Origin of the sequence: Shimia sp., from assembly GCF_965227725.1 — a bacterium.
Taxonomy (GTDB): domain Bacteria; phylum Pseudomonadota; class Alphaproteobacteria; order Rhodobacterales; family Rhodobacteraceae; genus Shimia.
The window spans coordinates 498,421-522,530 of sequence record NZ_CBDDGH010000006.1 but is presented as its reverse complement, the minus strand read 5'-3'; the positions used below and the strand labels follow the sequence as shown (position 1 = coordinate 522,530).

General features: G+C 56.3%; 18 protein-coding genes and 2 pseudogenes. 11 read left to right on the top strand and 9 right to left on the bottom strand.

All coding sequences use genetic code 11. From position 1 onward, the window contains the following. The first annotated feature begins 798 nt into the window (after positions 1–798). From ACO07T_RS20120 to ACO07T_RS20110, 3 genes and pseudogenes are all read left to right on the top strand, one after another. Positions 799–1,137, top strand: coding sequence for a helix-turn-helix transcriptional regulator (locus ACO07T_RS20120; protein ID WP_422050888.1), 339 nt, complete (start codon positions 799–801; stop codon positions 1,135–1,137). After that, positions 1,127–2,386, top strand: coding sequence for a type II toxin-antitoxin system HipA family toxin (locus tag ACO07T_RS20115; protein ID WP_422050887.1), 1,260 nt, complete (start codon positions 1,127–1,129; stop codon positions 2,384–2,386). Before ACO07T_RS20120 ends, ACO07T_RS20115 begins: the two co-directional genes overlap by 11 nt. 144 nt (positions 2,387–2,530) lie before the next feature. Continuing rightward, a pseudogene (locus ACO07T_RS20110) lies at positions 2,531–2,751 on the top strand (IS6 family transposase); the annotation flags it as partial. A 183-nt stretch (positions 2,752–2,934) separates the two neighbouring features. On the opposite strand, the gene ACO07T_RS20105 reads toward ACO07T_RS20110, so the two are convergent. From ACO07T_RS20105 to ACO07T_RS20095, 3 genes are all read right to left on the bottom strand, one after another. Next, positions 2,935–3,387: a tetratricopeptide repeat protein gene (locus ACO07T_RS20105; RefSeq protein WP_422050886.1), complete on the bottom strand. Its 453-nt coding sequence runs from the start codon at positions 3,385–3,387 to the stop codon at positions 2,935–2,937. Continuing rightward, positions 3,324–3,665 (bottom strand): hypothetical protein, encoded by a 342-nt coding sequence (locus tag ACO07T_RS20100; RefSeq protein ID WP_422050885.1) that lies wholly within the window; start codon positions 3,663–3,665, stop codon positions 3,324–3,326. Before ACO07T_RS20100 ends, ACO07T_RS20105 begins: the two co-directional genes overlap by 64 nt. Before the next feature lie 347 nt (positions 3,666–4,012). Then, positions 4,013–4,342 (bottom strand): hypothetical protein, encoded by a 330-nt coding sequence (locus ACO07T_RS20095; RefSeq protein ID WP_422050884.1) that lies wholly within the window; start codon positions 4,340–4,342, stop codon positions 4,013–4,015. A gap of 363 nt (positions 4,343–4,705) precedes the next feature. Between ACO07T_RS20095 and ACO07T_RS20090 the strand changes: the two are divergent. After that, positions 4,706–5,413: pseudogene (locus ACO07T_RS20090) on the top strand (IS6 family transposase). A 59-nt stretch (positions 5,414–5,472) separates the two neighbouring features. Here ACO07T_RS20090 and ACO07T_RS20085 read toward each other — a convergent pair. From ACO07T_RS20085 to ACO07T_RS20065, 5 genes are all read right to left on the bottom strand, one after another. Next, positions 5,473–7,119: an ABC transporter ATP-binding protein gene (locus tag ACO07T_RS20085; protein WP_422050883.1), complete on the bottom strand. Its 1,647-nt coding sequence runs from the start codon at positions 7,117–7,119 to the stop codon at positions 5,473–5,475. Between the two features lie 3 nt (positions 7,120–7,122). Continuing rightward, positions 7,123–8,181, bottom strand: a complete 1,059-nt coding sequence (locus ACO07T_RS20080) for an ABC transporter permease (RefSeq protein WP_422050882.1) — start codon at positions 8,179–8,181, stop codon at positions 7,123–7,125. Positions 8,182–8,193: 12 nt separating this feature from the next. Beyond that, positions 8,194–9,147, bottom strand: a complete 954-nt coding sequence (locus ACO07T_RS20075) for an ABC transporter permease (RefSeq protein ID WP_422050881.1) — start codon at positions 9,145–9,147, stop codon at positions 8,194–8,196. Positions 9,148–9,306: 159 nt separating this feature from the next. Continuing rightward, positions 9,307–10,890 (bottom strand): ABC transporter substrate-binding protein, encoded by a 1,584-nt coding sequence (locus tag ACO07T_RS20070; RefSeq protein ID WP_422050880.1) that lies wholly within the window; start codon positions 10,888–10,890, stop codon positions 9,307–9,309. A gap of 543 nt (positions 10,891–11,433) precedes the next feature. After that, the gene (locus ACO07T_RS20065; RefSeq protein WP_422050879.1) at positions 11,434–12,423 is read right to left on the bottom strand and encodes a GlxA family transcriptional regulator; all 990 of its coding nucleotides are present in this window, start codon (positions 12,421–12,423) and stop codon (positions 11,434–11,436) included. Between the two features lie 114 nt (positions 12,424–12,537). Between ACO07T_RS20065 and ACO07T_RS20060 the strand changes: the two genes are divergently transcribed. The 4 genes from ACO07T_RS20060 to ACO07T_RS20045 are packed head-to-tail and all read left to right on the top strand — an operon-like array spanning position 12,538 to position 17,608. After that, the gene (locus tag ACO07T_RS20060; protein WP_422050878.1) at positions 12,538–13,788 is read left to right on the top strand and encodes a sarcosine oxidase subunit beta family protein; all 1,251 of its coding nucleotides are present in this window, start codon (positions 12,538–12,540) and stop codon (positions 13,786–13,788) included. Between the two features lie 16 nt (positions 13,789–13,804). Next, positions 13,805–14,086 (top strand): sarcosine oxidase subunit delta, encoded by a 282-nt coding sequence (locus ACO07T_RS20055; RefSeq protein WP_422050877.1) that lies wholly within the window; start codon positions 13,805–13,807, stop codon positions 14,084–14,086. Then, on the top strand, positions 14,083–17,037 hold the full coding sequence (locus ACO07T_RS20050) for a sarcosine oxidase subunit alpha family protein (protein ID WP_422050876.1): 2,955 nt from the start codon (positions 14,083–14,085) through the stop codon (positions 17,035–17,037). Before ACO07T_RS20055 ends, ACO07T_RS20050 begins: the two co-directional genes overlap by 4 nt. Then, entirely contained in the window at positions 17,030–17,608 is a 579-nt protein-coding gene (locus tag ACO07T_RS20045; RefSeq protein WP_422050875.1) for a sarcosine oxidase subunit gamma, read from the top strand. The genes ACO07T_RS20050 and ACO07T_RS20045 overlap by 8 nt, the downstream gene beginning before the upstream one ends. 157 nt (positions 17,609–17,765) lie before the next feature. Here the strand turns inward: ACO07T_RS20045 and ACO07T_RS20040 are convergent, their stop codons facing one another. Beyond that, positions 17,766–18,647: a LysR family transcriptional regulator gene (locus ACO07T_RS20040; RefSeq protein ID WP_422050874.1), complete on the bottom strand. Its 882-nt coding sequence runs from the start codon at positions 18,645–18,647 to the stop codon at positions 17,766–17,768. Positions 18,648–18,863: 216 nt separating this feature from the next. On the opposite strand from ACO07T_RS20040, the gene ACO07T_RS20035 reads away from it, so the two are divergent. The 3 genes from ACO07T_RS20035 (at position 18,864) to ACO07T_RS20025 (ending at position 24,060) form a co-directional block, all read left to right on the top strand. Then, positions 18,864–20,423 (top strand): trimethylamine methyltransferase family protein, encoded by a 1,560-nt coding sequence (locus ACO07T_RS20035; protein ID WP_422050873.1) that lies wholly within the window; start codon positions 18,864–18,866, stop codon positions 20,421–20,423. Between the two features lie 171 nt (positions 20,424–20,594). Further along, complete coding sequence (locus ACO07T_RS20030; RefSeq protein ID WP_422050872.1) at positions 20,595–23,045, top strand: GcvT family protein; 2,451 nt, start codon at positions 20,595–20,597, stop codon at positions 23,043–23,045. Between the two features lie 16 nt (positions 23,046–23,061). Further along, positions 23,062–24,060: a GlxA family transcriptional regulator gene (locus tag ACO07T_RS20025; RefSeq protein ID WP_422050871.1), complete on the top strand. Its 999-nt coding sequence runs from the start codon at positions 23,062–23,064 to the stop codon at positions 24,058–24,060. The last annotated feature ends 50 nt before the right edge of the window (positions 24,061–24,110 follow it).

The window sequence follows — 24,110 nt, the reverse complement described above, 5'->3', positions numbered from 1 at the left end:
CTGCGTGTTTGGAGTTGGGCTACTCAGAGCGATCCTGCCAAACATCTATTTGCTGAAAAAACCGTGGGTGAATGCGGGTATCACTCGCAGAGGGCAACGCCCTTTTGAGAGCTTTTTGGCGATGCCGCAGATTTATCATCTACTGCTCCGAAGCAAACAAAAACGGCTACGCAGGCTAACGGGTTGTAATACACGCTTCGCGCATATTCCAACCCATGCCTGTTTCTAGGGTGCCGCAAGCGGACCCTAGAAAACGCTTCTCCGCCGCAAGGGGCAGGTGGCGCCAGCGTTATGACGAAATCGGGAGCGGACATAAGTTGGGCCGGCGGGTCCTGCAACCAACATGACGTTGCACAAATCTATCGGTGGCGGACGTAGAGTTCGGCAAGCCGCAGCTCGTTTGGCCAAAGGTCAATTTTGGAGAGTAAGACGATGATCGACCACAGCAACTTCGATGACAGTTTTGTGGATTGGGCTGATGGTATCAGAACGATGGAACACCATTTCTCTGGTACAATGTGTGAGGATGAGCCAGCAATCCGGCAAGACCTGTCGTCGATGTGCCCAACCTTGCCGGATCCGAAGCGTCGGTGGATGGTGCACTCCTATTTGCACAAACTGCATGCAGTTTGAGAAGCGCACAGGGCGCTCAGGCCGTAGCCAAATTGCTGAACCTGTTTTTTCGGATCGCGGACGAGAAGAAAGAACTATGATGTAATGCATATGTTGCATTGTAAGGCATATGGAAATATTTGTATTTCAATACTTCAGATGAACGGCATATTGAGGTAAAGAGACATGAGCCAGCGCAAGAAAACCGTCTCGCGTGAGGCAAAGGAAGCAATTGAATTGCTCGGCTTGATGATCCGCTCGGCGCGGCTTGAACGCAATATGACGACGAATGATCTGGCCTCTAGAGCGGGTGTGTCCCGACCGCTGCTTGCGCGTGTGGAAAACGGGGATTCCAAAGTAGGGATAGGTTCTGTGTTTGAGATCGCCGCAGTGGTTGGAGTGCCATTGCTGGGCGATCAACCGAACGATGTTTCAAACGCCTTGTCGGCTGAGCGGCGATACCAATCTGTTTTACGCCAAAGGGCGTTCCAAGCGCAAAACAGGAAGGTAGATGATGACTTCTAATCTGCTGAAGCCAGCAAAGTCTCTCTTTGTTTGGATTTGGCTGCCGGGTGAAACAGAGCCTTTGGTCGCAGGGCGCCTGGACCTGGTAAAAGGGGTTCACGAGTTCACATACGGCCGCAGCTACCTCAACACCCCCAATGCGGTACCTATATACCTCCCGGACCTCCCGCTGGAGAAGGGGATTATCGCACCAGCTGCCCCGATGACGATTGCAGGCTGCCTTCGCGACGGCAGCCCTGACTTCTGGGGCCGGAGGGTGATTATCAACCGGCTCACCGGGAGAAAGGGCAAAGGCCTGGATGTGGATGCTCTTGATGAGATGAACTTCATGCTCCAGTCCGGATCCGATAGAATTGGTGCTCTCGACTTTCAGAGTTCCGCGACAACGTATGTTCCGCGCCAGCAGGGCGAAGTGACTTTGGAGATGCTGCTGGATGCGGCAGAATATGTAGAGAAAGGCACCCCGCTGCCGCAGGAGCTGGATGAAGCCTTGCGCCACGGCACATCGATTGGCGGGGCCCGACCGAAAGCTCAAATTCAGGATGGGAAGACCAAGTATATTGCGAAGTTCTCAGCGTCGAATGACCAGCACTCGGTGGTCAAAGGTGAGTACATCGCTATGAAGATTGCCGAGGCAGCTGGGATCGACGTAGCTCCAGTAGAGCTGAGATCCGCTTCAGGCAAGGATGTCATCCTGATTGAGCGATTTGATCGGGTCTCCACTGACAAGGGTGAAACCCGCCGTGCCATGGTCTCAGGGCTGACCATACTGGGCCTCGCGGAGCATGAGGCTCGCTATGCGAGTTATCCACAGCTGGCCATCGAATTGCGAAGGAGGAGCAGGACGGCCGAGAAGGATGTGAAAGAACTGTTCCGGCGGATGTGTTTCAACATCCTAGTGGGAAACACGGATGACCATGCTCGGAACCACGCGGCATTCTGGGATGGAAAGGACATTAGTCTGACGCCCGCCTATGATATCGATCCGCGGCCACGCTTTGCCCATGAAGCGAACCAGGCCATGAGCGTGTTCGAAGCAGAAAATCGCGCCCAGCTGGTTCTGGCAATGAAGTCGGCACACGTTTTCGGTGTGCAGAAGGATGAGGCGCGAGCGATGATCAAAGAGCAGGTTGACGCCATAAGCGATCTCTTCCCGAAGCTGGCCAACGAGGTCGATCTGTCGGCGCAGGATCGGGATCAGATCCGCGAGAAAGCGATGCTTCGAGAGTACGCATTCGAGGGTTTTTAGCGTCGACTAGCACGTGGATGAAATCTACGTTCGCGTCGGTGGCAAGTGGCGATGGCAATGCCTGATCAGGCCAACAAGTTGGCAATACAGAGTAACTGGCATTGCCAACTTGTTTGTACGTCGTGAACTGATTAGGCCTCACGTATGAATATGCCGTTCAAGATGCCTCGCATGAAGGGTTTTCGCTTTCTACGCGAGATCATCGCCTATGCCGTTTGGGCCTACTATCGCTTTTCGCTTAGCACTGCTGATGTTGAGGATCTTCTCGCAGAACGCGGCGTGAGGATCAGCCGAAAGGCGATCCGGCGATGGGTCATCGCTTTGGCGGCCATTTTTCCAGTTGCATCAGGCGAGACTGGCCTGGTTGCCTTTGATGAAGCAGCACTTCGACAGACTTCCGTGAATGCACGGTTCGTCCGCCTCTCACCCGTTCGTGCAATGAGTAGTGAATGGCGAATGCTGTAAGAACATATGTCTTTTGCGTCCGTATAATGTGAGCCGGGGCGGAGGACTACAATTCAAGCGATGGATTGGTGCATTCGCTGCGGCTATGCCTCAGCCATCCCCAACTGTCGCAGATAGACCGATATCCGCTCAAGCGCTGCGGGAGAAAACACCATCGCCTGTTTGTAGCGTTCGATGGTCAGGTCGGGGAATTCGGCGAAGAGGATGGCTTTGGATTGCTCCGCATCGGCGTAGCGCCCCGCGGCCAGCAAGACCGGGGCGAGGTTGCGGTGGATCCAGTAGGCGGTTGGGCGCTCGATGATCGCACGTTGGAAGAAATCGGCAGCTTGCGCGTAATCCTCGTTCAACTGGTGTGCGCTGGCAATGCCCACGTAGTTGTTGAAATTCATCGGATCCAGCGGGCTGAGCCGTATGGCCTGTTCAAACCGGGGCAGCGCGAGATGCGGGCGGTCGGCATAGACCTCAAGCCAGCCTAATCGCGAATGCGCCCATCCACCTGCGTTGCCGCGCAGATGACCGAGATACGCATGACCCATTCGTCATGCCATCGGGCCCCGCCCACAAATATGGTGCCTTGCGCGGCGATCCGGTTGATTACTGACTGTGTTGCCGCGCGACGTGTTTTGGCGTCAGCGCCTACGGGGCCGAAGCTAACGATGATCTGGTTCAGCACCACATCGTTGAGAACGCGCACGCCCTCGGCCTGATTCAACCGCTCGGCAATGCGCGCGGCGATACCGCAATGGCGCGCCACCTGATCACGCACGCCTTGCCGCCCCAGCGACCGCAGCACTGCCCAAGTGGGTAGTGCCACGCCACTCCCGACGGCCTGTATTGGCATGAACCGGACTTTGCCGACCTTCGATTTCGGCCTCTCGCTGATGCAGCATGATTTTGCCCTCGCGGAACGCCCTTCGCTGCGACACAGCGCATGTCGTCGCAGCAGCCGTTCAAAGGCGTCAATCTGGCCTGTACCGAGACCACACTTCCGCTGCTGGCAGAGCCGACCATCGAGACGCGGACGAAGCTGCCATTCGCTGCAAGCGCTAATTCTTGGCCGCCGACGGGAAGGCTCTGCAAAGGTGGACGGAGAGCAGACGTTCTCTGCAGTTCACGTGAAGGCACGCTTTGTGCGTAAAGTCGACTGAACTAATTCAACTTTCAGTTTTTCTCAGCCAAATTGTCCGTCGCAACAACGGTTTCGAAGTACTCGACCTTCAAGTCAAACGATTTGAGGAGTTTCTGCGTGCTTGGCTTGACCACGGCATCATCAAAATCTCCTTTCTCGAAATGCCCCGCAGAAGCGAGGTCAGACCAAAGGCTCGTAACCACAAGTTCGTTGTGTTGACCGTTCACTTTGACCGCAAGGGCAGCCCCTAAATGTCCTGGAAGCTGCGCCATCTCGGCGAACGTCGTTCGTTTTAAGTGATCAGCATATTGCTCCAAGACGTCATCAGTTCCTGCCACTGCTCGCCACCAACGGATAATCATATTGTCCTCGTTTTATTTTTTCTGTCGCCGCCAACACCGCTGTTGGTTCAAGCCGACGCGTACTTGTCGCCAACTTCAGCGCGCACCGGGTGGGTGTCATAAAAGATCGACAAAGACGCAAACTTGCCACTTTCAGAAAACTTGAAGTAGTCGACGCCCTGAAAGACGATTTGGTCTCCACTTTTGAGCGTCCAGTCATACTCAAAATGAGCTGCGGCACTATCTCCGTTTTCGCCAAGGAGAACGTCAAAAACCGTAAGTTTGTTTGCGAAAGAAGCGCTCCCCAGTTTCGCAAAGAAATCTGCAGGGTCTTGTCAGAAGAACCCGGCTTGAAGCGCGAAGGCGCAAAACTAACGTCGAGCAATGACGAACAAATCCCCATTTCGCTACTTCAAAACCAGCCCTGAGATCATCCGCTTGGCTGTGATGATGTACATTCGGTTTCCTCTGTCGCTCAGGAATGTCGAAGATCTGCTACACGAACGCGGCATCGACGTGAGCTATTAGTCCGTTCGGTTTTGGTGGCAACGGTTCGGTCCCAAATTCGCATCGGAAATTCGCAAGAGATGATCTCAGTCGATGCGTTGCCACTCAAATTGGAAATGGCATCTGGACGAAATGTTCGTGAAGATCAACGGCGAGCGGTACTACCTTTGGCGGGCCGTTGATCATGAGGGTGAGGTCCTAGAAAGCTATGTGACGAAGACGCGAGATAGGAAGGCAGCATTGAAATTTCTCAAGAAATCAATGCGGCGTCACGGTCGGCCAGGCACACTGGTAACCGACAAACTCCGCTCTTACGGTGCCGCGATGAGGGTAATTGGCAACGCGGATAGGCAGGAAACTGGCCGCTGGGTGAACAATCGCGCAGAGAATTCTCATCTGCCATTTCGACGAAGAGAGAGGGCGATGCTGCGCTTCCGACGATTGCGAAGTCTGCAGAAGTTCGCATCTGTCCACGCCTCTGTTCTCAACCTCTTCAATTCGGAGCGCAGTCTCTATTCCAGACAACATTTCAAACTGAACCGCGTCGCCGCTCTGGCCGAGTGGCGCCAACTTTGTGCTGATTAAGGGGCAGAAATTCTGTCCTAGCTGAGGCTAGTTCGAATTCGTCTGACAGCACCGCGGGATCAATTGCCGGACGACAGATCCCCCACATCGCCGCGGGTTTCCAGAAGCTGGGTCAGCCAGTTCGGATCCATCTCGGGCACCGAGCTGAGAAGCAGGTCGGTATAGGGGTGGTGCGGTGGTTTGAACATCTGGGTCTTCGGCCCCTGTTCCACCACTCGGCCCTGTTGCATCACCACCACCTCGTCGGCAATCGACCGCACGGTCGCCAGATCATGGGTGATGAACATGTAGGACAGGTTCAGCTCTTTCTGCAGCTGGTCCAGAAGCCGCAGGATCCCCTCGGCCACCAGTTGGTCCAGCGCCGATGTGACCTCGTCGCAGATGATGAACTCCGGGTTGGCGGCCAGCGCGCGGGCAATGCCGATCCGTTGTTTCTGCCCGCCGGAAAGTTCGCCCGGGAAGCGGTCGTAATATTTCGACGGCTCCAGCTCGATCAGATCGAGCAGCTCATCCACCCGCGCCTTCAGCTTGCCGCCTGACAGGCCGGAATAAAACGCGGCGGGGCGGCCGATGATCTCGGAAATCCGCTGGCGCGGGTTCAGCGCGGTGTCGGCCATCTGATAAATCATCTGCGCATGTTGCAGCTGTTCGCGGTCGCGGTTGCGGAAGCTGGGGGACAGGGGCTCGCCCTTGAACAGGACCTCGCCTGACATCGGTTCCAACAACCCGGTGATCACCCGCGCCGTGGTCGATTTGCCCGATCCGCTTTCGCCCACCACGGCCACGGTCATGCCCTCGTAAATGTCGAAAGACACGTCATGCAGCACCTGCACATTGCCGTATCCCGCATCCACATTCTTGACCGAAATCACCGGTTTGGTGTCATCCGTGGGGCGCGGCCGTTCTTCACGGCGGAAATTGCGCACGGCCCAAAGCGATTTGGTGTACTCCTCTTTCGGATTGGACAGCATCTCCTCGGTCGGCGCTTCCTCGACCTCGTCCCCTTTCAAGAGCACTTTGATCTTATCCGCCATCTGCGCCACCACCGCGAGGTCATGGGTGATGTAGATCGCCGCCGTGTCAAACTGTTCGACAATATCGCGGATCGCCGCCAGCACCTCGATCTGGGTGGTTACATCCAGCGCGGTGGTCGGTTCGTCAAAGATAATCAGATCCGGGCGGCAGGACATGGCCATGGCGGTCATCGCGCGCTGCAACTGCCCGCCTGAGACCTGATGTGGATAGCGAAAGCCGATCTCGTCGGGGTTGGGCAGGCGCAGGCGGTTGTAAAGATCCACCCCATCCGCCATCGCCTCTTCCTTGGTGGCGGTTTTGTAATGCAGCGGGGCCTCGATATGCTGGTCGATCAACTTGTGCGCCGGGTTGAAACTGGCCGCCGCCGATTGCGCCACATAGGCGATCCGCCCGCCGCGCAGAGCGCGCAGGTCGGCGCGCGAAGCATTGGTCAGCTCCATCCCGTCAAATTCGACTGACCCGCCAGAGATCCGGCAGCCAGCGCGGCAGAACCCCATCGCGCCCAGACCCAGAGTGGATTTGCCCGCGCCACTTTCCCCAATCAGGCCAACCACTTCGCCCTTTTTCAGGTCCAGATTCACACCGTGAATGATCTCATGCCATTCGATCCCGTCATGGGCCTCGATGCGCAGGTCGCGGATCTTCAGAAGGTTTCCGTCTTTCTTGCTCATGTCTTACTCCTTCAGACCCGAGGACCGGTGCAGCATCCAGTCGACCACAAAGTTCACCGACACGGTCAGCAGCGAGATCGCGGCGGCCGGAATCAGCGGGGTAAATTCACCAAATGAGATCATGGTGGCGTTTTCGCGCACCATCGACCCCCAGTCGGCAGTGGGCGGTTGGATGCCAAGGCCAAGGAACGAAAGGCCCGCCACCAGCAGGAACACGAAGCAGAACTCCAGTCCAAATTCGGCCACCAAGGGCGCGGTGGTGTTTGGCAGCACGTCACGGCGCACGATATACCAGGGTCGTTCGCCGCGCAGCTTGGACGCTTCGACGTAATCCATCACCACCACATTGCCGGCAACCGCGCGGGTCAGGCGATAGACGCGGGGCGAATAGATCACGGCGATCACCACCACAATCACCAGGATGCCGGTGCCAAAGATCGACAGCATCAGAAGCGAGAAGATCAGCGACGGGATCGACATCAGAAGGTCCGCCGAGCGGCCGAGGATCTGGTCCATATACCCCCCTGATACCGCGGCAAACAGCCCGGCCAGCGCACCGGCCACAAAGGCGAGGATGGTCGCGGCCAGGGCAATGCCCACCGAGTTGCGTGCACCAAACACCAAGCGCGAGAACATGTCGCGGCCCAGTTGGTCTGCGCCCAGCAGCATGTTTTCATCCGCGGGCGCAAAGGCCGAGGCGATCACTTCTGCTTCGCCATAGGGCGCAATCCACGGGGCAAAAATCCCGGCCACGGCATAAAGCAGCACCATCAGCATCCCGAATGACGCGGTCAGCGGCGCCTTGCGGATTTCCCGCGCCCCGTCTTCCGACAGGATCAGGGCCAGGATTTCGCGGAAGGCAAAGGATGCCAGCGCTGCGACGATCAGAATGCCCACAAGCTTGATGAAGAACCAGGCGCCATCCGCCCCGCCAAACAGCAGGAACAGCACAGTGAGCGCGGTCACCAGACCGGCATACATGGTCAGGGTGCGGTGTTTCAGATAGGCCCCGGCGGCGGACGCGGCAACCATGGCGGCGATGATCAGGGTCAGATACAACATGTCATCTCCTCCTTATTTCGGGTGCCGCAGACGCGGGTTGGTCATGATGGTCAGAACATCCGCTGCGAGATTGAGCAGGATGAAGGTGGCCGCGAAGATCAGACAGCTGGCCTGCACAATCGGGAAATCGCGTTTCGACACTGCGTCGACCAGCAGCTGGCCAATGCCCGGATAGACAAACACCACCTCGATCAGCACCACGCCGGTGATCAGATAGGCCAGGTTCAGCGCCACCACGTTGAAGATCGGCGCCAGCGCATTGGGCAGCGCGTGGCGGATCACCACCTTGGCGGGCGGGGCGCCTTTCAGACGAGCCATCTCGATATAAGGCGAGGCCAGCAGGTTGATGATCGCAGCGCGCGTCATCCGCATCATATGCGCGGTCACCACCAGCACCAGCGTCAGCGCGGGCAGGAAGGCGATCCGCAGATATTCCCCGAAGGACACCGTGTCGCTCAGCCGGGCGATGGCCGGGAAATAGGGGTTCTTCACCGCCAGATAGAGGATCAGGATATAGCCCAGAAAAAACTCAGGCGAGGAAATGGTCAAAAGCGTGCCCACATTGGCCAGACGGTCAAACAGCGTGTTGCGCAGCAGCGCCGTGGCCACCCCCAACGCAATCGCCAAAGGCACAGCAATCGCGGCGGCATAAAGCGCCAGGTAAAGCGTCTTGAGGAAGCGTTCGCCAATCGCGGATCCCACGTCCTGTCCCGAGGCAAGCGACTGGCCGAAATCGCCGATCAGCGCCGATCCGAGCCAGTCGAAATAGCGCACGATCGCGGGCCGGTCGAGGCCGAGCTTTTCTTCCAGCGCGGTGACGGTTTCGGGGGTTGCGGCCTGGCCGAGAATGGCCTCGGCAGGGCTGCCGGGCAAAAGCTCCACCGCAAAAAAGATCAGGATGGACACGGCAAGCAGTGTCAGGGCGCCAAGCCCCAACCGTTTGCCGATGATGGTGAATATGGACATGACGCTTCCTTATGCGTTGAAGACATCGGGGTGGCTTGAATGATCACCGGGGCGATCCAGAGCAGGCAGCTGTCGGCTCTGAGACAGGAGACAGAGCGCCCAAATATCCCCCCACGGCACGCGCGGGGGGATAGATTGGCGTTCATCGCGAGGTCGCGATTATGCGAACCACCAGCGGCTCGGACCACGGGCGCCGTCAAGCTCCCAGCTGGCCGCCACATTTTCACCGCGCATGACATTGGCGCGGCGCGCGTAGACGAAGTTGTTGAACATCGGGATGACGGTGCCGCCGTCATCTTTCGCCAGCATCGCCATTTCGCCATACATCTCGGTGCGCAGCCCGTCATCCAACTCGGATTTCGCCTGCAGGAGCAGCTCGTTGAAGCGCTCGTTCTGCCAGCGGCTTTCGTTCCAGGCAGCATCGGACTTGTAGGCCAGCGAGTACATCACATCCGGGGTCGGACGGGCGCCCCAGGACACGGCGCAGAAAGGTTTCTTCAGCCAGACATCCGAGTAGTAGCCATCGTTCGGCTCGCGCACGACTTCCATGTTGATGCCGGCCGCCTTGGCCTGTTCGGCATACAGCACCGCCATGTCCACAGCGCCTGCAAACACCGAATCCGCCGTCGACAGGCTGATGTTCAACCCGTCATGACCGGCCTTTTTCAGCAGCGAACGGGCCTGATCAGGGTCATATTCATGCTGCTCCAGCTCGGTGTAATAGGGCATCGCGGGCGAGACATGGAAGTCATTGCCCTTGGTGGCTGCGCCAAAGGCGATCTTCTCGATGATCTCGTCGCGGTTGATCGCCAGTTTCAGCGCCTTGCGCACGTCGACATTGTCAAACGGTGCGGTGTCGCAATGCATCGGCATGGTGATCGCTGCGGCCGAGGGGATGTTCTCGATCACGATGTTCGGGTTGCGCTGCAGAAGCGCCATGGTCTTGGTCTCAATCAGCGACACCGCGTCCACTTCGCCGGTCATCAGCGCGGTCTGGCGCGCGTTCGGGTCGTTCAGCACCAGCATCTCGATCTTGTCGAAATAGGCGCCTTCGCCGTGCCAGCCATCGTGGCGATCCAGCTTCCAGCCTTCACCAAACTTGCCTTCGGTGATTTTGTACGGGCCGGACCCGTCACCCGATTGCCAATCAATGCCACCATCCTTGGCCGGGCAGATCGCGAAGTGATAGTCGGTCATCAGCCAGGGCAGGTCAGCATTGCCGCTGTCCGTGGTGATTACAACCACATCGTCACCCTGCGCCTCGATATTGGTCACGGTGCTGAGCAGCGATTTCGCGGCTGAAGTGCTGGCCTCACCACGATGGTGGTTCAGTGACGCCACGACGTCATTGGCCGTCACCTTGCCACCCGAGTGGAAGCTGGCGTTCGGGTTCAGTTTGAAGGTCCAGACCGAGGCATCCTCGTTGCCCGACCATTCCAGCGCCAGATCACCGCCCAGCGAACCGCCCGCCTCGATCATGGTCAGATACGACCGGTACTGGTGCGCCAGATAGATCATCTGGCGGGTGGTGTAGGTGCCCGGATCGTGGCTGTCCGAAGTGTTCCCGTCATGAATGCCGAAGCGGAATGTGCCTCCGCGCTTGGGCGTGTTGGCATATGCCGAGCCTGCCATTGCACCAATGCTGGTGCCGGCGATGCCCAATGCGGTTGCGGATTTCAGAAAGCCGCGGCGGCTTACACCACCGGCGCCGATCAGTCCGCCGTTGCTTTTGAGTTCAGTCATGAATTTCCTCCTGTTGAGCGATGTTCTTGGCCTCTTTGGGCCATTATTTTTCGTATTTCTTGTCCCGTTTCGACTGTGTCGATGGATCGGTTCCAGATCCGCGCGCGGCTAATCTGGTTTTGTATGGTCCTCTAACAGCTTCCAGCCTTCCGAGATTTGTGGGATCTAACCAGTCGCTTTCCGACACGAACTTTTCCGTTTGCGACACTCCCTCTCGTTACAACGTGTGCGACATATCGAAATGCCACCGGTAGACGCGTGAAAATGCACTGTACTTTCAAAACCGCACGAGCCTCCCCAGCTTAACCGGTACCCGCTATGTCTAGGATACGGTGGATCGAGATTGGGAAACAAGAGACCGAAGCCTGCAGAGATTGCCTTGAAGTTACGGCAGGCTGAAGTTCCGATGGTGCACGACTGTCATTGACCTTTCGTACCGTTGATAGAATCTTGTTTGGAATCTGCCGCGTAGCTTGAACATCTGATCTTGTTCGCGCGGTGGTTAAGCTGTTCAGGATGTCGTCAAGATTTTTCGGCCCTGCGTCAATTTTCTGACGCTATGGTAGTGGATCGAGATCTCGCAGAAAGACGGCGGGCGGCACTTGGGGATATGCCGTGAGCTCTTTTGTAGGCAGAGCCAAAATGCGCGGCATTTGCAAAACCACAAGTTAGGGCAATATCAGTAAGGGGCAGGCGTGTCTTCTTTAAGAGGTCGTCGGATTTGCCCAAACGCAGACCCAGATAAGCCTGTTTGGGCGTTTTGCCGACGTCATCTATGAAACGCCGATGCAAGTGTCTGTTGCTAATACCAGCAAGGCGCGCAATTTGAGGAATGCTTAGCGGTGCCGCGAGATGGTTTTCCATTAGTTCCAGCGCCGTTCTCACCGAAATATGTAGGCCGCGGTACTCGATTGAAAGCATATCACCGGCATGTGTCCGTTGCTGATCTTCAGCGCGCCTTACGCCAGTGTAGATAAACCACTCGCTAACTTGGCGCGCCAGTTCTGCACCATGTTGAGACCGGATAAGAGCATGCATCATGTCCAATGGCGCGACGCCACCGGCACAGCTAATGCGATCCCGATCGATAACATAAAGCCGCCGCTCCATCAGGAATTCATCTGAAATTGCCTGCAGCTCTTCAAAATGTTCCCAGTGCACAGTGAAGCGCCGGTTTTTCATCAGCCCAGCTTTGGCCAAAAGCACGCTGCCACCGGAAATACCGCCAAGCACCAGGCCGTGTTGCGCGGCGTTTCGTAACAAAGTCAAATAGGCGGGATCATGAACGGAAAAGGGATCGCCACCGGCAACAATAAAGAGCGCGTCGAGAGAACGGATGTGATCACTTGCTGGTTGCGTCTCGAAGCCGCCTCCTACTGAGGACGCGACCCATCCACCCTTCAGCGATAAGTAGGTTACTTGGAACAGAGACTTCTTTGCCAAAAGATTTGCCGCGCGCAGAGGTTCCACCGTGTTGCAGCAGCACATCAACGCAAAATTGTCGATTAATAGAATGCCAATTCTCTCAAGCATGCCGGGAATCTCGCTCGCTTTGGCTAAATTTCGTCCATTTATGGCAAACTATGAAAAGATGGGAGGCGCAAATTGCGCCAATTTACCGGCTAAACGGCGAATTGGAGAAGCGACGTGCGATATTCGGGCCTGCGGATCATCAAAGAAGCACTGACCGGTCACAAAGGGTGGAAGCCAGCCTGGCGCGATGTGGCCCCCCAGGATCAGTATGATTTTGTGATTGTGGGCGGCGGCGGACATGGGCTTGCAACAGCCCACTACCTGTCCAAGGTTTATCGCAAGTCGCGCATCGCTGTGCTTGAGAAGGGTTGGATTGGTGGCGGCAATGTTGGACGAAACACGACCATCGTGCGCTCGAACTACCTGCTGCCTGGCAATGAACCTTTTTATGAGTTTTCGCTGAAGCTCTGGGAAGGTCTGGAGCAGGACCTGAACTACAATGCGATGGTCAGCCAGCGCGGCATTATGAACCTGTTTCACACCGATGAACAACGAGATGCTTATCGGAGACGCGGTAACTCGATCATCCTGCATGGTGCAGATGCTGAGCTGCTTGAGCAGGATCAATTGCGCAAGGAAGCGCCATACCTGAACTTTGATCATGCCCGCTTTCCAATCAAAGGCGCCTTGATACAGCGCAGGGCGGGTACGGTACGACACGATGCTGTTGCCTGGGGCTATGCGCGTTCGGCGGATATGAATGGCGTCGACATTATTCAAAACTGCGAGGTGACTGGTTTCAGAATCGAGGGCGGTAAGATGCAGGGTGTAGAGACCACCCGTGGATATATTGGCGCAGACAAGGTTGGTGTTGCTGTTGCCGGGTCTTCGAGCAAAGTCATGTCTTATGCAGGTATGCGACTGCCCATCGAGAGCCACATGCTTCAGGCCTTTGTTTCAGAAGGTTTGAAGCCGGTTATTCCGGGAGTCATCACCTTTGGCGCAGGTCACTTCTACATTAGCCAGTCCGATAAGGGGGGACTGGTTTTTGGTGGCAGCATTGACGGTTATAATAGCTACGCCCAACGCGGAAACCTGCCTATCGTGGAAGAGGTCTGCGAAGAGGGCGTTGCCATCCTTCCGATGATTGGCCGCGCGCGGATGTTGCGCAGTTGGGGTGGCATTATGGACATGTCGATGGATGGTTCTCCTTTCATCGACAAGACCCATATCGAGGGGCTCTATTTCAATGGCGGCTGGTGCTATGGCGGTTTCAAGGCGACGCCAGCCTCTGGCTATGCATTCGCACACTTGCTTGCGACTGACACTCCTCACGATATTGCGACGGCGTATCGTTTGGACCGTTTCAAAACGGGCCGCCCGATTGACGAAAGCGGTTCCGGCGCCCAGCCGAACCTGCATTGATCGAAGGACCACAGACATGTTGATACCGCATCCTTTGCTTGGTCTGCGCGATGTCCAGGAATTCGTTTACCTTGGCGACGCGTCCTTGATGGATCGCCCCGACTGGCAAGCCGAACATGCTGCCGAAGCTTTCCATGACTATACCTATTTGCGAGACAACCCGGCAGGCGAACACCGCGAACTCTGGTTCCATGAACAGGGGGATCGCTCGTGGCTGGTTGTTACCCGCGATACGCGCACCCATGAAATACTGAAGGCTGAATTGGCTCGCCCGCGCCGCGAAGGAGAACGCGCATGACCCAGAGGAACCGTGTGAATGGCGGCCAACTGGATCGCTCCAAGACACTCAATTTCACCTTTGATGGTAAATCCTATCAGGGTTTTGAAGGCGATACGCTCGCCTCTGCCCTGCTGGCCAACGGTGTGCGTCTGATGGGCCGCAGTTTTAAATACCATCGCCCGCGCGGAGTGATCACATCGGGCTCCGAGGAGCCAAACGCATTGGTGCATCTTCGTAACGGCGCGCATCAGGAACCCAACACGCGCGCCACAGTGGCCGAACTTTATAATGGTCTGACCGCTACCTCACAAAACCGATTTCCTTCGTTGGCTTTCGACGCTCTGGGGGTGAATGACTGGTTCTCTAGTTTCCTAACCGCAGGATTTTATTATAAAACCTTCATGTGGCCTGCGGCGTTCTGGGAAAAGATTTATGAGCCGATCATCCGAAATGCGGCCGGGTTGGGCGCATTGTCGAAAGAAGCCGACCCAGATGCTTATGACAAAGGCACTCGCTATTGCGATCTATTGATCATTGGCGCAGGTCCTGCAGGGCTGGCAGCCGCACTGACAGCCGGCCGGGCGGGATCCCGGGTTATTCTGGCGGATGAAGATTTTGCCATGGGTGGTCGTCTGAACTCGGAAACGGGTTTGCTGACAGAGGTGTCGGGGCAGGAGTGGGTTGCTGCCACTCTGGCAGAGCTGCAAAGCTTGCCAAACGTGCGACTGATGACCCGCACCACAGTTTACGGGGCCTATGATCACGGGGTTTACGGCGCAGTTCAGCGTAATGGCGATCATCTTGCCGCCCCTCATGCGGATCTACCGCGTCAGACCCTATGGCGGATCTATTCCAAAAAAGCCATTGTTTGCGCAGGTGCTACCGAGCGTCCGATCGCTTTTGAAAACAACGACCGTCCGGGCATCATGCTGGCGGGGGCGTTGCGCGCCTATGCGAACCGATGGGCTGTTCTCGCAGACAAAACAGTGGCGGTGTTTACAAACAACGATGATGGTCACCGGACAGCTGTTGACCTAATGGCCATAGGCGCCAATGTCGTGGCGGTTGTTGATACAAGATCTGAGGCGCCAAAACTGGGCGAATATCCGCTCTTTGCTGGTGCTCGGGTGATCAACACCAAGGGGCGTCTTGGGTTGAAATCCATCGATATCCGTCAGTCCGACGGCACCGTTATATCCATCGCTTGCGGCGCATTGGGCGTGTCGGGTGGCTGGAACCCGACTTTGGGCCTGACATGCCATCAGCGCGGCCGCCCGGAATGGCGAGAAGATATCGCGAGTTTTGTTCCCGCAGGCGACTTGCCCGTTGGGCAGTCAGTTGCTGGCGCTGCAAATGGTCAGTTTTCAACCCATGGTGCGCTTATGACCGGGGCTGAAGCAGCTGTGAAAGCGCTTTCTGATCTCGACATCGTTGCCAAGCCAGCCGGACTGCCTAAGGCTGAAGACGCGCCGATTACGCTGCAGCCATTCTGGTATGTAGGGAAAGGCAATGGGCGTGGCTGGCTTGATTTTCAGAACGACGTAACCGTGAAGGATGTGAAACTGGCCCACCAAGAGGGGTTCCGGTCAGTTGAACATCTCAAGCGCTACACAACACTTGGTATGGCAACTGATCAGGGCAAATTGTCCAACTTGGGCGGTCTTGCAGTCATGGCGGAACTCACCGGCAAAACCATTCCGGAAACCGGCACAACGATCTTCCGTCCACCCTATACTCCAGTTCCCATTGGTGCCCTCGCAGGACGGCATCGTGATGAAGAGTTTCGTCCTACTCGCCTTACACCAAGCCACGATTGGGCCACTGAACAAGGCGCGGTTTTTGTCGAAGCAGGTGCGTGGTTGCGTGCGCAGTACTTCCTGCGCGAAGGTGAAACGCATTGGCGTCAAGCCACGGACAGGGAAGCGCTGGCCGTGCGTAAATCCGTCGGGGTTTGCGATGTGACGACGCTGGGCAAAGTGGATGTGCAGGGTAAGGATGCCGCCGAGTTCCTGAACCTGATCTATTGCAATGGTTTTGCCAAATTACCGGTGGGAAAATGCCGGTACGGATTGATGCTGCGCGAAGATGGGTATGCCATGGACGACGGCACTGCAGCACGTCTTGCGGATGGGCATTTCGTTGTGACCACCACAACGGCAAATGCGGTAAGTGTTTACCGCCACATGGAATTTGTCCGCCAATGCCTGCGGCCAGATCTGGATGTGCATTTGATATCCACGACCGATGCCTGGGCGCAATTTGCGGTAGCGGGGCCAAACTCCCGCAAGCTGTTGCAGAAGATTGTTGATGCAGATGTAGACATCAGCAACGAGGCTTTCCCATTCATGGCCTGTGCAAAAATTACCATCTGTGGTGGCATTCCTGCGCGATTGTTCCGGATCTCATTCTCGGGCGAATTGGCATATGAAATTGCCGTTCCGACGCCTTATGGCGACAGTTTGGTGCGGGTTCTGATGGAAGCGGGCGAAGAATTTGACGTCACTCCATATGGCACCGAGGCGCTGGGTGTGCTGCGGATCGAAAAGGGTCACGGGACCGGCAATGAGTTGAACGGTCAGACGTCCGCGCATCACCTTGGCATGGGGCGCATGATCTCGTCTAAGAAGGACAGCATCGGCACTGTGCTTAGCCGCCGCGAAGGACTTTCAGAAGACAATGGTATCCGCCTTGTCGGTCTCGAAGTGATGGGCCCAGAAGACCTGGAAGCGGGCAGTCATTTGTTCACGTCGGTGGCAGAACAGATTGTCGCAAATGATCAGGGTTGGATCTCGTCCGTCTGCTATTCGCCCCATTTGGAAAAATCCATTGGGCTAGGCTTTTTGACAGAAGGCTCTGCCCGCATGGGCGAAATCATCGACGTAGCGAACCCGCTGCAGGGCAGCACCCTGCGCGCCAAAGTCGTCAGTGCACATTTCATCGATCCAGAGGGGGAACGTCTCCGTGCCTGATTTCCAATTGATTGCCAAACCGGCCTGTTCACCAGACGCCGACAGCCAGTTCGGCGAATATGCGGTACTTGAAGTTCCGCTGGCCATCGTTTCTGTTGCCGCGTTCGACCTTAGCAATGGGGAAGCATTGCTTTCCAAGTTTCTGGGGGTCGAGCTGCCTGAAGTTGCCAAATGGGTCGAAAACGGGTCTCGGAGTGCCTTATGGGTAGGGCCGGGCCAATGGTTTGTCACAAGCGACGAGAGCGAGCATGCAACATTGTTCAATAGCCTCTCAAATGCAGTCGGCGAGGAAGCAGCGGTCACGGATCAATCCGGCGGATGGGTATGCTTCGACGTAGCGGGGCCAAAGCTGGCTGACGTGCTGGAAAAACTCGTCGGCTTTGACATCGCGAGTTCGGGCGCCGGCGACGCACAGCGCACTACGATTGAGCACATTGGCTGCTTTGTTCTTTGCAAATCTCAGACCGCAGCGCGTGTTTTCTGCCCCCGATCTTACGCCCGATCACTTCAGCATTCATTGGTTCAAGCCATTCGGTCGCAACTGGCTTTTGAGAAAACATCGGCTTCGTGAGTTTTGAATGAACGTCATGTTTTTTCTGGCATCTATCGACAGTGTCTGTCTTGCAAAGGTTTACTTGCGAAGAGGTTGATCACTTTAGTGAGCGCTCATGTGCTCGCTATTCCGGCAATAAAAGTTCACGAATAAAAAGGCGCGGAAACTGCGGTTTTTAAATCGCGTTCGTTGCCGAGCGTGCGACACTTCTTAGCCACCGAAAAAACTGTACCGAGCGTCCCTTCGCTTGCTGCTCGATTGATATCTCAAGCCAATAACCGTTCGGGCCAACGACAGTCGTGGGCGAAATCTGGACAAGGCTTCCTGCATTAAGTTCATATTCAATCATATTGCGGTCTACCACGGCCACACCAACCGAGTTTTTGGCCGCCTGAATGGCAAGTTCGAGCGATGCAAACTCCATGGATGCCTCGGAGGGTAAATCTGGATAGTCAGGTTCGATTGAAAGCCAATCCTCCCATAGTGGAAACCGCACTCCGTTATCGAAGACGTGCAACAGGCTGCCGGCACGCATGGCTTCGCGGTCTTCAAAAAGCTTACGCGAGCAAACGGCGATATGTTGCTCCAAAAACAAATGTAGGTGCTCTGATCCGGCTGTCGGATGGGTGCCAAAGTGAATGACGCAATCCATTCGGATTTCGGGTCTTGCGACTGTGTGAATTACTAGATCGGTATCCGGAAATCGTTGAGAATAAGATGACAGGCGCCTTGTCAACCAACGTGCTGCCAATGTCGGAGGGGCTAGAAGGTTGATCTTGTACCGCTGCGCAGAGCCGGTCGCGTCGTTCACAGCATCTTCCAACAGGCCGAAGGTCTCAAAAACTCTCCGATGCAAGATCTGACCGTCTGGGGTTAGTGAAACGCTATTGCCCACGCGGTCAAATAGATCGAGGTCAAGCGCTTGCTCAAGCGACTTGATCTGTCTGCTGACGGCGCTCTGCGTGACGCCAAGCTGCTTCGCGGCCTCGGTAAAGCTCAAACATTTTCCGACAACCGAAAACGCGCGTAGGGAGGTCAGACTGGGAATATTCTTCATAGCGCTGTGAATCCTAGTCGGGGGGAGCTCTGGTTAGCAGAATTTATTCTGATGTACTGCCTGAGTCATTACAAAATTGAATGACCCTTCCATTTTGTAATTTGCCTGAACTCCGGCATTTCATCAAAATTTCGCTATGGCAGCTCGACGCGAGGGAGGCGACTTGCCCAATCCACGCGTTCTCAGGCTCAACTCCGGCAATGAAGGTGCACTCGGATGACAATTGATCAACTGGCCTCCAAGGCGCGTGGACGTCGTGGGCGTCGCCGTGAAGGCGGGGCAACTTCCCCGGCAATCGTACAACGCCCGTTCGCGCAGCTAAAGCGTACCTATCCGGCCGTCGCGCTTATTTCGGATGATCAGGTTGAGGCGATCCATCAGGCATCTCTGAAACTGCTTTCGGAAACCGGCCTGGACGTGTTGCATGAAGACGCGCGCGCCGTGATGAAAAAGGCGGGGGCCGATGTTCGGGATGGTGAAGAGCGTGTGCGCTTTGATCCCGATCTGATCAACGAAGCCATTGCAGGCGTGCCGTCGGAATTCACGCTACACGCGCGAAACGCCCAGCACAATGTGACCATGGGCGGAAACAACATTGTTTTCAACATGATGGCAAGCGCGCCGAACTGTTCGGATACGGATCGGGGCCGGCGCGCGGGCAATCAGGAAGATTTCCGCAACTTCCTGCGATTGGCCCAAATGCACAATGTTCTGCACGTGACAGGTGGATATCCGGTAGAACCCGTCGATATTCACGCGTCTATTCGCCATCTTGATTGTATTCAAGATTACATCACGCTGACCGACAAGGCCTATTGTGTCTACTCGCTTGGTGAGGAGCGTGTCTCCGATGCGATCGAGATGACGCGGATTGCCCATGGTCTGACCCATGACCAGTTGCGTGATCAGGCCTGCATGTTCTCGATCATCAACACGAACTCTCCGCTGCAGCTCGATATTCCGATGATGCAGGGCGTGATGGCGTTGTCCGAGATGGGCCAGCCTGTTGTGATCACACCCTTCACGCTTGCAGGGGCGATGGCCCCGGTCACGATTGCCGGTGCCGTGACGCTGCAAAATGCCGAGGCTTTGGCAGGTGTAGCCTTTAGCCAGATGGTGCGGCCAGGTGCGCCGGTGATGTATGGCGGCTTCACGTCGAACGTGGATATGAAGACCGGCTCGCCCGCGTTTGGTACGCCGGAATACATGAAGGCGCAGCATATCGGCGGACAGCTGGCGCGGCGCTACGGTATTCCGTATCGCTCTTCGAATGTGTGCGCGGCCAATACCGTTGATTCACAAGCAGCATACGAGGCGGTCTTCTCGCTTTGGGGGGGCATTAATGGCGGAGCCAACATGCTGATGCACGGGGCGGGGTGGCTCGAAGGAGGGCTGTGCTGCTCGTATGAGAAGGTGATGCTTGATATTGACCTGCTGCAAATGGTCACGGAATTCCTGCAGCCGGTTTCGACCAGCCCGGAAGACCTGGCGCTGGACGCCATCAACGAGGTTGGGCCAGCTGGTCACTTCTTTGGCACTGAGCACACACAGGTGAGGTATCGCGACGCCTTTTATTCGCCAATCCTAAGCGACTGGCGCAACTTTGAGACCTGGCAAGAGGCGGGATCGCCGATTGCGATCGAACGTGCCAACGCAGAGTGGAAAAAGCGCCTTGCCGCCTATGAAGCCCCGGCCTTGGATCCGGCGATCCGGGACGAGCTTGACGCCTTTGTCGCCAAACGTAAGGCCGAGGGTGGCGCCGCCACGGATTTCTAATTTTTACAGGCTTGGTAGGGCGATCGCGATGGTCGGGATCGTTCTGCCCTCCAGCAACCCACAGCGAAGAAGAGCCCCTTTTTCACTGAGATAGATGCTTTGGGTCAGAACGACAAGCGCGCACCCAGACGCAGTCAAAGTGAAAGCTGAATTCCTAAGGAAGAACGAAACATGCCTACTATTCAAACCGACGAGTTCACAGGCGGAAAGAAACTGCCATCCCACGCCAAAGTTGTTGTTATTGGCGGCGGCGTTGTTGGTTGCTCGATCCTTTTTCACCTTGCCAAATTCGGGTGGAAAGATGCAGTCCTGCTTGAACGCGACGAGCTGACCTCGGGTTCTTCTTGGCACGCTGCCGGTGGTATCCACACCATCAGCTCGGATCCCAACATCTCGCGCCTGCAATCATATACGATCAATCTGTATAAAGAGATCGAAGAACTGTCCGGCCAATCAGTTGGTTTGCATCAGACCGGTGGCTTCTATGCCGCCTCCACCAAGGAATGGTATGATTACCTTAAAGGCGAGCGCTCGAAGGCGCGTTACATGGGTCTGGATCAGGAATTCATCTCGCCCAAGGAACTGGCTGAGCGTCACCCGCTGATTGATCCGGACCATTATCACGCGGTCCTGTGGGACGCTCAGGATGGCCATCTGGACCCGTCCGGCACGACCTATGCTTTTGCCAAGGCAGCCAAGGCGCATGGCGCGCAGTATTTCACCCACTGTGGCGCTACAGACATGACGCAGCGCCCCGACGGAAGCTGGGACATCGTCACGCCCAAAGGCACGATCAATGCAGAGCACGTCGTGAACTGCGGTGGTCTGTGGGCGCGCGAAGTGGGCCATATGGCAGGCATCCATCTGCCTGTTCAGCCGATGGAGCACCATTACCTAATCACCGAGCGCATGGACGAAGTTGTTAACTTCGGTCAGCAATTGCCGCACGGCATCGATTTTGAGGCCAACGTGTACTGCCGCCAGGAAGGTCAGGGCATGCTGCTGGGCACCTACGAGGCCCAGGCGACCCCGTGGAAAGTCGGTGGGACACCCTGGGACTTCGGCCATGAACTGCTGCCACCGGATCTGGATCGCGTGGCAGACCGCCTGGAAACCGCATTCGAACGTCTCCCGGCGATGGCCAATGCCGGCATCAAGGATGTAATCAACGGCCCGTTCACGTTTGGTCCCGACGGCAATCCGCTGATAGGTCCCGTTCCGGGCATGAAGAACTACTGGGTGGCTGTCGGTGTCATGGCGGGCTTCTGCCAGGGCGGCGGCGTGGGCCTGACGCTGGCTGAGTGGATGATCGACGGCGAACCATCCATTGATGTCTGGGCGATGGACGTGGCACGTTTTGGTGAATTCGCAACACCTGACTGGGGCACAATCAAGTCGTCGGAAAACTACGAACGCCGGTTTGTGATGACGTTCCCGAATGAAACCCTGCCTAAGGGCCGTAAGCAAAAGACAACCGCTCTCTATGATCGCATGATCGCCAAAGGTGCGGTGATGGATCAGGGTTTCGGCCTCGAACACGTGCTCTGGTTTGCCGATGGCCCGGAAGATGCGCATGAGGTTCCAACCTTTGAACGCAACCGGTCACACGACTATGTCGCCCGGGAAATCAAGGCTGTGCGCGAAGCTGTCGGTGGCATTGAGATCGCCAACTTTGCTAAGCATGAGTTCAAGGGCGAGGGTGTTCGCGAATACCTGAACCATATCCTTGCCGGCTTCGTTCCCAAGCCGGGACGCTTGGCGCTGACGCCGATGCTGACACCCAAGGGCAAGCTTTACGGCGATCTAACAGTGGCTTGCCTGGCCGAGGATCACTTTATGCTGTTCGGCTCGGGCGCGATGCAGGAAGCACACCGCCGCTGGTTCGAAAAAGACCTGCCCGCGGGCATTTCCTACACCAACGTATCGGACGACTGGCACGGCATCGCCCTGTCCGGCCCGAAATCGCGGGACCTGTTGGCCCGAATCACGCGCGACGACGTTTCTGCGGAAGCCTTCAAGTTCCGCGACCTGCGCCAGACCTTTGTCGGCGGCGTGCCGGTGATCATCAACAGGATCAGCTTCTCTGGCGAATTGGGCTACGAGATCTATTGCAAACCGCAATACCTGATGCGCCTAGCAGACGCCATTGAAGAGGCCGGTGCCGCTCTGGGCTATCGCTGGTATGGCGCGCGTGCGCTGCTGTCGATGCGGCTTGAAAAGGGCTGGGGCGTCTGGACGATGGAGTATCGTCCAGACTTTGACGCGGTCGAATCTGGGATGGATTTGTTCATCAACTGGAAGAAGGATTTCGTCGGCAAGGAAGCCACGTTGAAGGCACGCGATGAAGGTGTCTCGCAGAAACTGGTAACCATGACCATCGACGTCGAGGGGATCGACGTCGCCCATGACGAGGCGATCCTGAAAGATGGTGAACCGGTCGGTTATGTCAGCTCTGGCGGCTATGCGCACCATGTCGGCAAGTCGATGGCGATGGGGTATGTCGCAACCGAATTCGCAACGCCGGGCACCACGCTCCAGGTGGAAATTCTGGGCGACTTCTATGACGCGCATGTCCTCGCAGGACCAATCTATGACGCCAACGGCGCAAACATGCGTGCTTGAGGAAGAGTAAGAAATCATGGGTCGGCCAGAGAAAGATTTAGAAGCGGTTGTAAGTGAGCGTGTCGAAGTGAACCGCTTCATATTCTTATTGATGCCCGGGTTCTCAGCATTGGAACTGGGATCCGGTATCGACTCTCTGGCCGCTGCAAACGCGGCCATGGATCAGGACTTTTTTCAATGGAAAACAGTTAGTGAGAAAGGTGATAGCGTTGTATCGTCTTCGGGGCTTACGGTGGCAGTCGATAGTGTGCTGCCTTATGTACAGCGTCGAGACTGTATCGTTGTCTGCTGCGACTTCAATTCCCAAAACCACCCAAAATCCGGAGTGATTGCAACTTGGCTACGGCAAGCCGCTAGGCTAGGAGCACGACTTTATGGACTGGGAGGCGGCGCACTGTTTCTCGCCCAAATCGGCATAGCGAACGAGGGGCGCATCAGCACACACTGGAGAATGAAGCCTATCTTTGAGGAAGGCTATCTGAATCTGGAGCCTGCCTGCACAATTTTTGAAGAGACTTCAAACATCGTCTCCTGTGGGGGGGGCGCTGCTACTCTGGACCTTTTTTCTGCGTTGATCCGTAAAAAGGCGGGTTCGGAAACCTCCAGCCAGGTCGCTGACCAACTCCTTTGTGGCTCTATGCGTGATGGAAATTGCCGTCAGAGTATTTCCAGTCTCTACGGCCCGAAATACAGGAACGAAAAGCTATCCACGGCGATAACATACATGCTGGAAACCTTGGAAGAACCTGTTTCACCATCGGTAATCTCTCGTCAGGTCGGGATATCGACCAGGCAACTTGAAAGGTTGTTTAATCGATATTTGGGGACAAGCCCAAAGGCCTACATGATGGCTCTAAGGCTCGAGAGGGCACGCGCATTGTTGCAGCAAACCCAAATGCGCGTGATTGATGTTGCTACGGCCTGCGGGTTCTCATCACATAGCACATTTGCCAAACACTACAAAAAGCACTTCGGGATACTGCCTCGTGACGAAAAGGTAGTGCTCGCGCATTAACTTCGGGCTTGGCAATGGGATCTACCAAGAAAACACAGTTCACAACGGAA